Below are 14,465 nucleotides of genomic sequence, written 5' to 3' on the forward strand. Positions count from 1 at the left end.
ATGCCCTCACCCCGCCCCCCGTTCACCCTCACCCTCATCCACACCTCCGCCGCCCTCCTCGCCCTCACCTCCCTCACCCACACCCTCTGGACCGGCCTCGAAGAACCCCCCGTCGCCCTCGCCTTCGGAGTCCTCGTCGCCGTAGGGGAGTTGAGCCGCTGGAACGGGACGACCGGTCTCAGGGAAACCGCCCCGCTCGGCGCGGCCGGCGCCCTCTCCTACGCCCTGCTCGGCGCGGACGCCGGCCAACCCACCCACCACGGCGTCTTCCAGACCGTCGCCGTGGTGGTCGCCGCCGCCCTCGTCGGCTGCGTCCCGCACATCGCGCGCGGCCACAGCCGCACCCCCGACCAGATGGCCCGCCGCGTCCTGACCGTCGGCTTCGCGGCCGTCTGCTTCCAACCCCTGTACAACCAGGGGGTGTTCAGCGGTTGGGGCGGCCCCGCCTACGCCCTGCTCCTGCTCGCGCTGCTCTCCCTCACCGCGCTCTGCGACGCCGTGCTCGCCGCCGCGCTCGCGCACTCGCGGACCCGGTGGCCGTTCGCGCCGCTGCTGCGGGACGAGCTGCGCGGGATGCTCGGGATCGGGTCGGCCGTGTGCGCGACCGGCGCGGTGATGGCGCTCGCGGTCGCCGTCGTGGGGCTGTGGGCGCTGCCCGTGTTCTCGCTGCCGCTGCTGCTGACCCAGCTGTCCTTCCGGCGGTACGCGGCCGTACGGGACACCTACCGCCAGACCATCGCCTCCCTCGCCCGGTCCACCGAGATAGCCGGTTACACGCCTGCCGGGCACGCCCGCCGGGTCGCCGCGCTGTGTCAGGCGGTCGGGCGGGACCTGGGGCTGTCCGAGCCCGACCTCACCGTCCTGGAGTACGCCGCCCTGATGCACGACATCGGCCAGCTCAGCCTCGTCGACCCGGTACCGGCCGGCGCCACCGCGGTGCTCCCCGCGGAGGAGCAGCGGCGGATAGCACTGCTCGGCGGGGCCGTCGTACGGCAGACCGGGGTGAGTCCTCAGGTGGCGGCCGTCGTGGAGCGGCAGGCCGACCCGTGCCGGGAGCAGCCGCTGTCCGCGCGGATCGTCCGGGCCGTGAACGCGTACGAGGAGAAAACCCGGGCAGGCGGCCCCGGCGGGCCGCTGCGGGCACTGGAGGAGCTGCGCCTCGGGACCGCCGGGGACTACGCTCCCGAGGTCGTGGAAGCACTGGCCCGGGTACTGTCCCGGGACTGTCTGACCTTGCCTTCGGCTGGGTAACCCATGGGTAATGAGCGCCCTCCCAGCCGTACGTGGTTGGATGCGAAGAAGAGGGTGTCCGGGGGCAGAGCCAGCCCACTGAACGGAACTGGCAGGCGGGAATCGTGAGGATCTTCGGCAAGGGACGGCACCGGCCCTCCGCCTCCTGGCGGCAGGCCACAGACCGCGCGTTCACGCTGATCGGCGACGGTCGGTACGAGGACGCGGGCGCGCTGCTGACGCGGGCCGCCGATCTGGAGCCCTGGCTGTCCGAGTCCTGGTTCAACCTCGCCCTGCTGCACAAGTTCCGGCACGACTGGGAGCAGGCGCGGGCGGCCGGGCTGCGGGCCGTCGCGCTGCTCGACCGGGAGGCCGGCGCGCCTGACTGGTGGAACGTGGGCATCGCGGCCACCGCGCTCCAGGACTGGCCGCTGGCCCGGCGGGCCTGGCAGGCGTACGGGCTGCGGGTGCCGGGCGGGGTCACCGGGGCGGGTGAGCCGGCCGGGATGGATCTCGGCAGCGCGGCTGTACGGCTGTCTCCGGAAGGGGAGGCCGAGGTCGTCTGGGGGCGGCGGCTGGATCCCGCGCGCATCGAGGTGCTGTCCATTCCGCTTCCCTCGTCCGGGCGGCGCTGGGGTGAGGTCGTGCTGCACGACGGGGTGCCGCACGGGGAGCGGACGACCGCCGCCGGGCACTCGTACCCCGTGTTCGACGAGATCGAGTTGTGGGCGCCGTCGCCTGTGCCTACGTGGGTGGTGCTGCTGGAGGCTGCCGCCGAGGCCGACCGGGATGCGTTGGAGCAGTTGGCGGCGGACGCGGGGTTCGCGGCGGAGGACTGGTCGTCCTCCGTGCGGTTGCTGTGCCGGATGTGTTCCGAGTCCCGGATGCCTTCCGACGAGGGCGACGGGGAGCATCTTGATCCGCATGATCACAGTGAGCCCGGGCATCCTGGGCCGCTGGGGCACCGGACGGACGGGCAGTTGTGGGTGCCTGAGCGTGAGTGTGGGCTCGCGGCCCCCGCGTCGCTGGTTCGGGGGTTGTTGGACGGGTGGGTCGCCGACAGCCCTGACTCCCGGGACTGGCGGGACTTGGAAGAGGTCTGCTGAGGCCGTTGGTCGGGTGCGGGCCCGTTGTCGCTGGTCGCGCTCGCGCGGCGGAGTCGCAGATCGGCGCAGGACCGCGCCCCTGAGGACAGGGCGTGGTCGCCGCCCATTGACACAGGACCGCGTCTCTTGAAGAACTCCACGTACCCTGTATCAGCAACTTCTCCCCCTTGGTTTTCAGGAAGGCTTACGTCGGTCATGGCGCAGCAGGACACCGATCAGCAGCACGTGGGCGTGCTCCCCGTGGATGACGAGGGGTTTGTCATCGACACCGAGGGGACCGAGGAGCGTGAGGCGGCCTGGCGGGAGCGGGGGGTCTCGCGGGCGATCACGGTCGTCGGGAATCCGGTGCTGCACAAGGAGTGCAGGGACGTCACCGACTTCGGCGCGGAGCTGGAGACGCTGGTGGCCGACATGTTCGCCTCGCAGCGCACCGCCGAGGGCGTCGGCCTCGCCGCGAACCAGGTCGGCGTCGACCTGAAGGTCTTCGTCTACGACTGCATGGACGACGAGGGCAAACGGCACGTCGGTGTCGTCTGCAATCCGAAGCTGGTCGACCTGCCCGCCGACAAGCGGCATCTGGACGAGAGCAACGAGGGCTGTCTGTCGGTGCCCACCGCGTATGCGCCGCTCGCGCGGCCCGACTACGCCGAGGTGACCGGACAGGACGAGAAGGGCAACCCGGTCAAGGTCCGCGGCACCGGCTACTTCGCTCGGTGTTTGCAGCACGAGACCGATCACCTCTACGGCTACCTCTACATCGACCGGCTCTCCAAGCGCGACCGCAAGGACGCGCTGCGGCAGATGGCCGAGAACGAGCCCCGCTACCCCGTGGTCGCCAACGACTGATCCGGCCGACCCCAGCGGTCGCCCGTCTCCCTTACGTACGGCGTCTGTTCAGGTGCAACTCCCTGACCAGGCGCCGTTCGTCTGTCCCTCGCACATTCGATCGTTTGTGCTCGTGTAGTGATCCAGAATCGGTCACACAAGGGGGGATTCTCGGCACTTGGGGGTAGTGAAGGGAGCAAATCCGTTCCCAGAACGGTCAGTTGTGGTGCTGAATAGGAAGTGCGGGGATACGCAACGGCGCACGCCCGGCACAGCGGGAGGGGCGTGCGCAACTGGCGGCTGAGAGGGGTTTGTTCGTGCCTGCTTTCTCACACAGCACCACATCGACAACGGCAACGGTAACGACGGCGATCGCGGTACCACCGTCGCTCTCTCTCCCGGTGATCGAGGCGGCGTTTCCCCGGCAACTGCATCCGTATTGGCCGAGGCTCCAGGAGAAGACACGTGTCTGGCTGCTGGAAAAGCGCCTCATGCCGGCGGACAAGGTAAGGGAATATGCCGACGGTCTTTGCTACACGGACCTGATGGCCGGGTACTACTTGGGCGCACCGGACGAGGTGCTCCAGGCGATAGCGGACTACAGCGCGTGGTTCTTCGTCTGGGACGACCGCCACGACCGGGACATCGTGCACCAACGCCCCGACGCCTGGCGGCGGTTGAGGTTCCGGTTGCACGCGGCACTGGATTCACCACGGCACCATCTGCTCCACCCGGATCCGCTGGTCGCCGGGTTCGCCGACAGCATGATGCGGATCTACTCGTTCCTGCCCGACACCTGGAACGCACGGTTCGCCCGGCACTTCCACGCGGTCATCGAGGCCTACGACCGTGAATTCCGCAACCGCACCGAGGGGACCGTCCCCACGGTCGAGGAATACCTCGCGCTGCGCCGGCTCACCTTCGCCCACTGGATCTGGACGGACCTGCTGGAGGCGAGCGCGGGACTCGAACTCCCGGACAGTGTGCGGAAACACCCGGGATATCGAAGGGCGGCACTGCTCAGCCAGGAATTCGCCGCCTGGTACAACGACCTCTGCTCGCTGCCCAAGGAACTCGCGGGCGACGAGGTCCACAATCTCGGAATCAGCCTCATCAAGCACGAGGGGCTGACCCTTGAGGACGCGGTCGCCGAACTGAGGCGCCGTATCGAGGAATGCACAGACGAATTCCTCGTCGCGGAACAGGACACCTTACGTCTCGCCGACCGGCTCGACGACGGCACCGTGCGCGGAATGGAACTGAGTGCCGCCGTGCGGACCTGCCTCGGCAATATGCGGAACTGGTTCAGCACCGTCTACTGGTTCCACCACGAGTCCGGCCGTTACATGGTCGACAGCTGGGACGACCGGTCCACACCCCCGTACGTCAACAACGAAGCGGCAGGTGAGAAATGACCGTCGAGTCTGTGAAGCCCGCGGCATCCGAGGTGCCGGAGCTGCTGGAGCCGCCCGTCGCGGGCGGCAGGGTCCCGCTTCTCGGCCACGGCTGGAAGCTGGTCCGCGACCCCCTGGCCTTCATGGCCCAACTCCGCGACCACGGCGACGTCGTGAGGCTCCGCCTCGGCCCGAAGACGGTCTACGCCGTCACCGCGCCGGCCCTCACCGGAGCCCTGGCGCTGAACCCCGACTTCATCATCGCGGGCCCGCTGTGGGAGTCCCTGGAGGGACTGCTCGGCAAGGAGGGCGTGGCCACGGCCAACGGGTCCCTGCACCGGCGCCAACGGCGCATCATCCAGCCCGCGTTCCGCCTCGACGCGATCCCCGGCTACGGACCGATCATGGAGGAAGAAGCGCACGCGCTCACCGAACGCTGGCAGGCGGGCGGGACGATCGACTGCACCTCCGAGTCCTTCCGGGTCGCCGTGCGGATCGCGGCCCGCTGTCTGCTGCGCGGCGACTTCATGGACGAGCGCGCCGAGCGGCTGTGCGTCGCGCTCGCCACCGTCTTCCGGGGCATGTACCGGCGGATGGTGGTACCGGCTGGACCGCTCTACCGGCTGCCCCTCCCGGCCAACCGCGAATTCAACCGGGCACTGGCCGATTTGCATCTCCTCGTCGACGAGATCGTGGCCGAGCGGCGCGAATCTGGTCAAAAGCCGGACGATTTGCTGACGGCATTGCTGGAGGCGACGGACGACAATGGCGACCCGATCGGGGAACAGGAGATCCACGACCAGGTCGTCGCGATCCTCACCCCGGGAAGCGAAACAATCGCGTCCACGATCATGTGGCTGCTCCAGGTCCTCACCGAACACCCGGAACACGCCGACAAGGTACGCGAAGAGGTCGAATCCGTGACGGGCGGCCGCCCGGTGGCATTCGACGACGTCCGGAAGCTCACGCACACGAACAATGTCGTCGTCGAGGCGATGCGGCTGCGTCCCGCCGTATGGATATTGACGCGGCGGGCGGTCGCCGAGACCGAACTGGGCGGCTATCGGATTCCGGCCGGGGCGGACATCATCTACAGTCCGTACGCGATCCAGCGCGACCCGCGTTCGTATGCGCACAACGAGGAGTTCGACCCCGACCGCTGGCTTCCGGAACGGTCCAAGGACGTGCCGAAGTTCGCCATGAGCCCGTTCAGCAACGGCAACCGGAAGTGTCCCAGCGACCACTTCTCGATGGCCCAGCTGAGCCTGATCACGGCGGCGGTGGCGACGAGGTACCGCTTCGAGCAGGTGTCCGGCTCGAACGACACCACCCGCGTCGGCATCACCCTCCGCCCGAACCGGCTGCTGCTCAGGCCCGTGTCGAGGTGATGTGACGGGCGTACGTTCAGGCGGCTTCCGGGCCCCTGAACGTGCGCCGGTAGGCGTTCGGCGTGGTGCCCAGCGCCCGGACGAACTGGTGGCGCAGGGCGGGTGCGGTGCCGAAGCCGGCGCGCCAGGCGATCGCGTCCATCGTCTCGTCCGTCCCCTCCAGCAACTGCTGGGCCAGCAGCACCCGTTGACGCAGGATCCAGCGGTAGGGCGTGGTCCCGGTCTCCTGCTGGAAGCGGCGGGCGAAGGTCCGCGGTGACATGAGGGCGCGGGCCGCGAGCTGTTCGACGGTGACCTCCTGGTCGAGGTGCTCCGCCATCCACACCAGCACCTCGCCCACCGTGTCGCACTGCGAGCGCGGCAGCGGCCGCTCGATGTACTGGGCCTGGCCGCCGTCGCGGTGCGGGGGTACGACCATGCGCCGCGCGATGGCGTTGGCGACCTCCGGCCCCTGCTCCTTGCGGACGATGTGCAGACAGGCGTCGATGCCGGCCGCGGTACCGGCGGACGTGATCACCGGGTCCTCGTCGACGTACAGCACGTCCGGCTCCACGACGACCTTCGGATACCGCCGCGCGAGCAGCTCGGCGTGGTGCCAGTGCACCGCGCACCGCCGCCCGTCCAGCAGCCCGGCGGCGGCCAGCACGAACACGCCCGAACAGACGCTGAGCACCCGGGCACCCCGGTCCACGGCCCGCCGCAGGGCGTCGAGGAGTTCCTCCGGGTACTCCCGCTCCGCATAGGTCGCGCCCGCCGGTACGGCGATGAGGTCCGCGGTCTCCAGGCGCTCCAGGCCGTGGTCGACGGTCAGGGAGAAGCCCGCGTGGGTGGTGAGCGTCGGCCCCTCGGCCGAGGCGACCGCGAAGTCGTAGACCGGCAGTCCCTCGTCGCTGCGGTCGAGGCCGAACACCTCGCAGACGACGCCGAGTTCGAAGGGGGCGACTCCGTCGAGCAGGACCACGGCCACGTTCTTCAGCATGGGGCCAGTGTGCGCCACAAGTGGCAGTAAATCGAGGGTGTACGGCAGTCCTGCCACTCACGGTAAGGAGTCAAAAGGACGAGACTCATGTCCATGAACACAGCCATGGACAACCTCATCGCCCTCCTCACCGTCGTCGGCATCCTCGTGGCCGTGACCTTCCCGTCGCTGCTCGGCATCGCGCACGACCGGCGCATCGACCGTCAGATCCGGACCGCCCACCGGATGATCACTTCGACACCACGACGGTGACCGACCATTCCTGAATGCCCTTGCAGGAGATCTTGTGCGGGGCGGTCGCGCACAGCGGCCGGGACGACGTGAGCTTCACGGTCCCGGCCGACACCGCCTCGTACGCGTTGCTCGCGTCGCCGGGCCGGATCAGGATCCCGCTGTTGGTGGCCTTCAGGCCGCTGCCCACCGTTTTGACCGGCGCCCAGGGGCGGGTGGTCGTCCCGTCCAGCAGGATGCGGACGGTGTTGCCGGTCGTCAGGCAGAACGTGCCGTTCGTGTCGGTGGCGGCGAGGGTCTCCTTCGCCGTACAGGCCGACCGGCTCTTGCTCGGCGTGGGGGAGGACGACGGCGACACGCTGCCGCTGCCGGTGTCGGACTTCGTGCCGCCGCAGCCTGTGAGGGCGAGCGCCAGGGTGGCGACGGCGAGGGACGGACCGAGAATCGATCGGCGCATGGGGGGCCTCCTTTGCCCCTTTGACGTGTCACGGACGCATCCGGATCCCTCGTGAGCTGTGAAATATCCGTGGACATGACAGAACCCCGGCCGCTGCGAGACGGCCGGGGTCCAGCTCATGACGGGGTCAGCTGGTCGTCACGGCGGTGTCGTCGACGACGAAGCTGGTCTGGAGGGAGGAGTCCTCGACGCCGCTGAACTTCAGCGTCACGGTGGAGCCGGCGTACGCGGAGAGGCTGATGCTCTTCTGTACGTACCCGGTGGCCGCGTTGAGGTTGGAGTAGCTGGCCAGGGTGGTGGATCCGGCGGTGACCGTCAGCTTGTCGTAAGCCGTGCTGGTGCTGGTCTCCGCGGTGTCGATGTGCAGGTAGAAGGTGAAGGTCGTGCCCGTGCAGCCGGACGGGATCGTCACCGACTGGGACAGCGTGTCGGTGTGGGTCGAGCCGTAGCCGTCGAGCCACGCGTAGTACGAACCGGCGTGTGCCGACTCACCGCTGTCGTTGGTGATGACTCCGCTGGTCGCGGTCCAGGTGGTGTTGCCGGACTCGAAGCCCGCGTTGCCCAGGAGCTGGGTCGAGGTGCAGCTGCCGCCGCCGGAGGTGCTGACCGTCCAGGTGAAGGAGGCCGAACCGGAGGCGCCGGTGGAGTCGGTCGCGGTCACCGTCACGGCGTAGGTGCCGGCGGTGGACGCGGTGCCCGAGATCAGCCCGGTCGAGCTGCTGATCGACAGGCCGGTCGGCAGCCCGCTCGCGCTGTAGGTGAGGGTCGCGCTCGCGCTGTCCGTGGCCGAGATCTGCAGGCTGGCCGTGGAACCCGTGACGGTGGACTGGCTGCCCGGGTTGGTGACGGTCACCGTGTTGCCCGTGGTGGTGCCGGAGGTGAAGGCGGCGGTGCCGTCCGGGGTGCCCCAGCCGGTCGGGCCGTCGTAGCCGGTGCCCGCGGTGCAGAAGTAACTCGTCGTGCAGGAGCCGTTGTTGCCGCTCGTGACGTCGTACAGGTTGCTGGTGTGGGAGTAGGGGTACTTCGCCGGGTAGTCGCTGGTACCCGGGGTGCCGGCCAGCGCGTAGACGCCCGCGATGATCGGGGACGAGGCGCTGGTGCCGCCGTAGACCGCCCAGCCGGAGCCGCCGTAGGTGTCGTAGACGGCCACGCCGGTGGCGGGGTCGGCGACGGCGGAGACGTCGGACTCCATGCGCTTGGTGCAGCCGGTGTCGGTCTGCCAGCTCGGCTTCGCGTCGTAGGAGGAGCAGCCGGAGCCGGTGCCCTCGGTGCTGCTGGTCTTCCACACGGACTCGGTCCAGCCACGCGTGGTGGACGACGTGGAGAGCGCGGTGCCGCCGACTGCCGTCACGTACTGGGACGTTGCCGGGTACTCGGCGCCGTAGTCCTCGTCACCGGCGGAGACGGTGATCGCGACACCCGGGTGCTTGAAGTACGAGGTGTCCTCGGAGGTCTGCGAGGAGGACTCGGAGCCGCCCCAGCTGTTGGAGACGAACTTCGCGCCCAGGGTCACGGCCTCGTTCTCGGCGGTGCCGAGGTCGGAGTCGGTGGCCGAACTGGCCTCCACCAGAATGATGTTGCAGTTCGGGCAGACCGCGCTGACCATGTCGATGTCGAGCGCTTCCTCGCCCGCCCAGCCGCTGTCGTTGGTCGGCAGCGAGGTGGTCGAGCCGGTCTGACTGACCTGCTTGAAGCAGCCGCTGGCCACCGTGCAGGCCGACAGGCCGAAGTTGGAGCGGTAAGTGGCCAGGTCCGAGGCCGCGTTGGGGTCGTTGTACGCGTCGACCACCGCGACCGTCAGGCCGGAGCCGCCGGTCGAGGGAAGCGCGTACGCGCTGTGCAGGTTGGCCGGGCTCAGCCCGGAGACCGCTGCGGCCGCGTCGGAGTGCACGGCGGCGGCCAGCTTCTGCTTGATGTCGGTGCGCCGCTGGGCGAAGCAGGACGCGTGACCGGGGGTGGCGGCGGCGCACAGGTGCTCGGTCGGCACCTTCTGGCCGGCCTTGCCGGTCGAGTGGACGGCCTGGGCCGCGGGGGACGTCAGGGCCTTGGAGTTCTGGGTGACCTTGGAGACCTGGGCGGACTGGACGGCGGCCTGTGGGGCGGGCTGCGCGCCGGCGGGGGAGGCCGCCACGAGCCCGAAGACGCTGAGGGTGAGGGCGGGTACGGCGGCGGTCAGCAGTCTTCGCAGACTCCGTCTGGGCTTCTCACGCATGGGGTACTGCCTCCATCGTTGGAGTGGGGTTCCTCGGCGTGGTGGCAGGCCTGTGACGCGCGTAGCGGCGGCAGATGACGTCGTCATGGGCATGACACTTTGAGCGTCCTGTGGGGCCATTGGTGAATGACATGAACAGGACGGGTGGAACGTAGCCGGGGCGACGAGACCGCGAACAGACGCACCCCATGAACTTTGCCGCTCCATAGAAACTCCATGGACGGCCCATGGAAGCTCCATGGGCCGTCCGCGAAGTAAGAGGCAGATAAAGGGGACCGGGGGTCCGCTAGGGGAGTCCTCTGGCGGGGTCCTAGAAGTCCTCGTCCAGGTCGACCGTGCCTTCTACGGCGACCTGGTACGCCGACGGGCGGCGCTCGAAGAAGTTCGTCAGCTCCTGGACACCCTGCAACTCCATGAAGGAGAAGGGGTTCTCGGAGCCGTAGACCGGCGCGAAGCCCAGCCGCTGGAGGCGCTGGTCCGCGACGCACTCCAGGTACTGGCGCATCGAGTCGGTGTTCATGCCCGGCAGACCCTCACCGCACAGGTCACGCCCGAACTGCAGCTCAGCCTCGACGGCTTCGCGCAGCATGTCGGTCACCTCCTGCTGGAGTTGGTCGTCGAACAGCTCCGGCTCCTCCTTGCGGACGGTGTCGACCACCTCGAAGGCGAAGCTCATGTGCATGGTCTCGTCGCGGAACACCCAGTTGGTGCCGGTGGCGAGGCCGTGCAGGAGACCCCGGCTGCGGAACCAGTAGACGTACGCGAACGCGCCGTAGAAGAACAGGCCCTCGATGCACGCGGCGAAGCAGATGAGGTTGAGGAGGAAGCGGCGGCGGTCGGCCTGGGTCTGGAGGCTGTCCAGCTTCTCGACCTCGTTGATCCACTTGAAGCAGAACTCGGCCTTCTCGCGGATGGAGGGGATGTTCTCCACCGCGTCGAAGGCGGCCGCCCGGTCCGCCGGGTCGGGGAGGTAGGTGTCCAGCAGCGTCAAGTAGAACTGGACGTGCACGGCCTCCTCGAAGAGCTGACGGCTCAAGTAGAGCCGCGCCTCGGGGGAGTTGATGTGCTTGTACAGCGTCAGCACGAGGTTGTTCGCCACGATCGAGTCACCCGTCGCGAAGAACGCGACCAGCCGCCCGATCATGTGCTGCTCACCCGGCGTCAGCTTCGCGAGGTCGGAGACGTCCGAGTGGAGGTCGACCTCCTCGACGGTCCAGGTGTTCTTGATCGCGTCCCGGTAGCGCTCGTAGAAGTCCGGGTAGCGCATGGGACGGAGGGTCAGCTCGAAGCCCGGGTCGAGGAGGTTCTTTTCGGTGGAGCTCATCACTGGCAGGCCTCGCAGGACTCGGGGTTCTCAAGGGAGCAGGCGACCGCGTCTTCGTCGGGGGTCAACTGCTGTACGGGGATGGGGGTTTGCGTTTGGGCCTGGGCCGCGCGGGCGATGCGGGTCGCCGGGCGGGAGCGCAGGTAGTACGTCGTCTTCAGGCCCTGCTTCCAGGCGTACGCGTACATCGAGGAGAGCTTGCCGATCGTCGGCGTCTCCAGGAACAGGTTCAGGGACTGGGACTGGTCCAGGAACGGGGTGCGGGCGGCGGCCATGTCGATCAGGCCGCGCTGCGGGATCTCCCAGGCCGTGCGGTACAGGGCGCGCACGTCTTCCGGGATCCAACTGAAGCCCTGCACCGAGCCGTTGGCCTCGCGCAGTGCCTCGCGGGTGCGGGCGTCCCACACGCCGAGCTGCTTCAACTCGTCGACCAGGTAGGAGTTGACCTGGAGGAACTCGCCGGAGAGCGTCTCGCGCTTGAACAGGTTGGAGACCTGCGGCTCGATGCACTCGTAGACGCCGGCGATGGACGCGATGGTGGCAGTCGGGGCGATCGCCAGCAACAGGCTGTTGCGCATGCCGGTCTGGGCGATACGTTCCCGCAGCGCCGACCAGCGCTCCGGCCAGGTCAGTTCCACGCCGTAGTGGTCGGGGTGCAGGACACCGCGGGCCGTACGGGTCTTCTCCCAGGCCGGGAGCGGGCCGTTGCGCTCGGCGAGGTCGGCGGAGGCCTCGTACGCGGCGAGCATGATGCGCTCGGCGATCCGGGTGGAGAGGGCCTGCGCCTGCGGGGAGTCGAAGGGGACGCGGAGTTTGAAGAAGACGTCCTGGAGGCCCATCGCGCCCAGGCCGACCGGGCGCCAGCGGGCATTGGAACGGCCCGCCTGCTCGGTCGGGTAGAAGTTGATGTCGACCACGCGGTCCAGGAAGGTGACGGCGGTGCGGACCGTCTCGTCCAGCCGCTCCCAGTCCAGCTCACCATCGGTGACGAACGCGCCCAGGTTCACCGAACCCAGGTTGCACACCGCCGTCTCGCCGTCGTCCGTGACCTCCAGGATCTCCGTGCAGAGGTTGGAGGAGTGGACCGTGTGGCCCGGCTCGGCCGTCTGGTTGGCGGTGCGGTTGGCCGCGTCCTTGAAGGTCATCCAGCCGTTGCCGGTCTGCGCGAGGGTGCGCATCATGCGGCCGTAGAGGTCACGGGCCGGGATGGTCTTCTTGGCGAGACCCCGCGCCTCGGCCTTGCGGTAGGCCGCGTCGAACTCGTCGCCCCACAGGTCGACCAGCTCGGGCACGTCGGCGGGGGAGAAGAGCGACCAGTCGCCGTTCTCGTTCACCCGGCGCATGAACTCGTCCGGGATCCAGTGCGCCAGGTTCAGGTTGTGCGTACGGCGGGCGTCCTCACCGGTGTTGTCCCGCAGCTCCAGGAACTCCTCGATGTCGGAGTGCCAGGTCTCCAGGTAGACCGCGGCGGCACCCTTGCGCCGGCCGCCCTGGTTCACCGCGGCGACCGAGGCGTCCAGCGTCTTCAGGAACGGGACGATGCCGTTGGAGTGCCCGTTCGTCCCCCGGATCAGCGAACCGCGGCTGCGGATGCGGGAGTACGACAGTCCGATGCCGCCGGCGTGCTTCGAGAGGCGGGCGACCTGGTGGTAGCGGTCGTAGATGGAGTCCAGCTCGTCCAGCGGGGAGTCGAGGAGGTAGCAGGACGACATCTGGGGGTGCCGGGTGCCGGAGTTGAAGAGCGTGGGGGAGGACGGGAGGTAGTCCAGGCGGCTCATCAGGCGGTAGAGCGCGGCGACTTCGTCCAGGGCGCGGGTGCTGTCGTCCTCGGCGAGGCCGGCCCCGACCCGGAGCATGAAGTGCTGGGGGGTCTCGATGACCTTGCGGGTGATCGGGTGCCGCAGGAGGTAACGGCTGTACAGGGTGCGCAGGCCGAAGTAGCCGAAGCGGTCGTCGGCCTCCGTGTCGATCAGCGCGTCCAGGCGGGCCGCGTGCAGCGTCGCGAACTCGGCGGTACGGTCCGCGATGAGGCCCTCGCGGTGGCCCACGGCGACGGACTCGGTGAACGTCGTGACGCCCTGGGAGGCGGCCTCGGCGGCGATGCTGACCGTCAGCAGCCGGGCGGCCAGCCGGGAGTAGACCGGGTCCTCGGAGATGAGGCCGGCGGCCGCCTCCGTCGCCAGCTCGCGCAGTTCCGCCACGTCCGCGTGCGCGGACCGGCCGCGCAACGTGGCGGCGGCGACCCGGCCGGCGTCGGCGTCGGGGAGGTCGGCGGTCAGCTCGGTCAGGGTCCGCAGGATCGCGGTACCGGGGCCGTCGGCGTCCTGAACAGCCGTTCCGGGAACGTCGGTTCCGGGTCCGGTCGCGGTCGCTACGTTCGCCTCGTTCGCCTGGGTCGCTGATGCCGGCTCTGCTGGCGCGATGGTCACGGTGGGGCTCTCCCTCGCTCGGCACGGGGCCTCGCCGAGGGCAGGCGGCAGTACACGAGCGCACGGGGCGTCGCGTCCACCGGCCCACTCCACGAGGCCCGGACGTCATGCGCCCTGGCCGGGTGGCCGGACGCGCGCCGTCGGCAGGTCCTCGGACTGACCATGCGTGCATATGCACGTAAGTACACCGTTGCGGGACAGTTCCGGATTCGCACCGGATTCCCCTGCGGCGACAGCGAGCATGAGCATACATCTTGTGCCGGGCTGTCGTGGCACCACCAGATGTTGTGTCGCGGCGGTTTCAGAGCGTCAGTTGATAGGTGAGCAGAGTGAGATCGTCCAGGTGTGGCACGGGATTCCAGTCCCGGTCGGGTGTGCGGACGAAACCCAGACGTTCGTAGATGCGGTGGGCCGCGTGCATGGAGGACTGGGTCGACAGGACGACGGCCGTGCAGCCGTCGGTGGCCCGTGCGCGGTCCACGCAGGCGCGGACGAGGGCCTCGCCGGCGCCGCGGCCGCGGGCGGCGCGGGCGATCGCCAGGGCGCGGATCTCCGCCTCGCCGGTTGTCGCGATGTCGGCGATGGGGCCGGGGCCCGGGACGAAGGTGACGCCGCCGAGGAGGTGGTCGCCGTCCACCGCGACGAGGACCTCGGCGGCCGCGGCCCGGCTTGCCACGTCCTTCAGTACGGGGAGGTAGGGGTCGGTCTCGCCGTAGTCGAGGAGGCCGTCGTCGAGGTAGGCGTGGGCCGTGAGGGTGCCGAGGGGTTCGTATTCGGCGGGGTCCGCTCGGCGGATGAGGAAGTCCATGCGGGTGAGTGTGGACGACAGCGGGCCGCCGAGTAACTTGCTTTTCGGCGGCCCGCTGTCGGTTCGTCGTGGCTGGTCGCGC

Annotated in this window: 12 protein-coding genes and 1 riboswitch; of the genes, 6 read left to right on the top strand and 6 right to left on the bottom strand. The window is 69.2% G+C overall.

Annotation, left to right across the window (positions count from 1 at the left end; genetic code table 11):
* From OG496_RS36915 to OG496_RS36935, 5 genes are all read left to right on the top strand, one after another.
* On the top strand, window positions 1–1,251 hold the full coding sequence (locus OG496_RS36915) for an HD-GYP domain-containing protein (protein WP_405973957.1): 1,251 nt from the start codon (window positions 1–3) through the stop codon (window positions 1,249–1,251).
* A gap of 104 nt (window positions 1,252–1,355) precedes the next feature.
* Window positions 1,356–2,336, top strand: coding sequence for a tetratricopeptide repeat domain-containing protein (locus OG496_RS36920; RefSeq protein ID WP_033282065.1), 981 nt, complete (start codon window positions 1,356–1,358; stop codon window positions 2,334–2,336).
* A gap of 195 nt (window positions 2,337–2,531) precedes the next feature.
* On the top strand, window positions 2,532–3,182 hold the full coding sequence (def, locus tag OG496_RS36925; RefSeq protein ID WP_405973958.1) for a peptide deformylase: 651 nt from the start codon (window positions 2,532–2,534) through the stop codon (window positions 3,180–3,182).
* Between the two features lie 296 nt (window positions 3,183–3,478).
* Window positions 3,479–4,576 carry an epi-isozizaene synthase gene (cyc1, locus tag OG496_RS36930; RefSeq protein WP_366489772.1) on the top strand — a complete coding sequence of 366 codons (1,098 nt, stop codon included), beginning with the start codon at window positions 3,479–3,481 and terminating at the stop codon, window positions 4,574–4,576.
* Window positions 4,573–5,943, top strand: coding sequence for a cytochrome P450 (locus OG496_RS36935; protein ID WP_366489773.1), 1,371 nt, complete (start codon window positions 4,573–4,575; stop codon window positions 5,941–5,943). The genes cyc1 and OG496_RS36935 overlap by 4 nt, the downstream gene beginning before the upstream one ends.
* 16 nt (window positions 5,944–5,959) lie before the next feature.
* On the opposite strand, the gene OG496_RS36940 is transcribed toward OG496_RS36935, so the two are convergent.
* Entirely contained in the window at window positions 5,960–6,922 is a 963-nt protein-coding gene (locus OG496_RS36940) for a GlxA family transcriptional regulator (protein ID WP_405973959.1), read from the bottom strand.
* An 87-nt stretch (window positions 6,923–7,009) separates the two neighbouring features.
* On the opposite strand from OG496_RS36940, the gene OG496_RS36945 reads away from it, so the two are divergent.
* Window positions 7,010–7,174: a hypothetical protein gene (locus tag OG496_RS36945; RefSeq protein ID WP_329257156.1), complete on the top strand. Its 165-nt coding sequence runs from the start codon at window positions 7,010–7,012 to the stop codon at window positions 7,172–7,174.
* On the opposite strand, the gene OG496_RS36950 is transcribed toward OG496_RS36945, so the two are convergent.
* From OG496_RS36950 to OG496_RS36970, 5 genes are all read right to left on the bottom strand, one after another.
* Window positions 7,152–7,610: a hypothetical protein gene (locus OG496_RS36950; RefSeq protein ID WP_366489776.1), complete on the bottom strand. Its 459-nt coding sequence runs from the start codon at window positions 7,608–7,610 to the stop codon at window positions 7,152–7,154. The two genes, OG496_RS36945 and OG496_RS36950, sit on opposite strands and share 23 nt — an antisense overlap.
* Before the next feature lie 127 nt (window positions 7,611–7,737).
* Window positions 7,738–9,822 carry a putative Ig domain-containing protein gene (locus tag OG496_RS36955; protein ID WP_405973960.1) on the bottom strand — a complete coding sequence of 695 codons (2,085 nt, stop codon included), beginning with the start codon at window positions 9,820–9,822 and terminating at the stop codon, window positions 7,738–7,740.
* A gap of 310 nt (window positions 9,823–10,132) precedes the next feature.
* Complete coding sequence (locus tag OG496_RS36960; RefSeq protein WP_366489779.1) at window positions 10,133–11,146, bottom strand: ribonucleotide-diphosphate reductase subunit beta; 1,014 nt, start codon at window positions 11,144–11,146, stop codon at window positions 10,133–10,135.
* A complete protein-coding gene (locus OG496_RS36965; protein WP_405973961.1) occupies window positions 11,146–13,575 on the bottom strand; it encodes a ribonucleoside-diphosphate reductase subunit alpha in 2,430 nt (809 codons plus the stop codon). Before OG496_RS36965 ends, OG496_RS36960 begins: the two co-directional genes overlap by 1 nt.
* A gap of 124 nt (window positions 13,576–13,699) precedes the next feature.
* A riboswitch (cobalamin riboswitch) is annotated at window positions 13,700–13,859 on the bottom strand.
* Between the two features lie 17 nt (window positions 13,860–13,876).
* Window positions 13,877–14,383 carry a GNAT family N-acetyltransferase gene (locus OG496_RS36970; protein WP_405973962.1) on the bottom strand — a complete coding sequence of 169 codons (507 nt, stop codon included), beginning with the start codon at window positions 14,381–14,383 and terminating at the stop codon, window positions 13,877–13,879.
* Window positions 14,384–14,465 lie beyond the last annotated feature (82 nt).

It is taken from the genome of Streptomyces sp. NBC_00988, assembly GCF_045162645.1.
GTDB lineage: Bacteria > Actinomycetota > Actinomycetes > Streptomycetales > Streptomycetaceae > Streptomyces.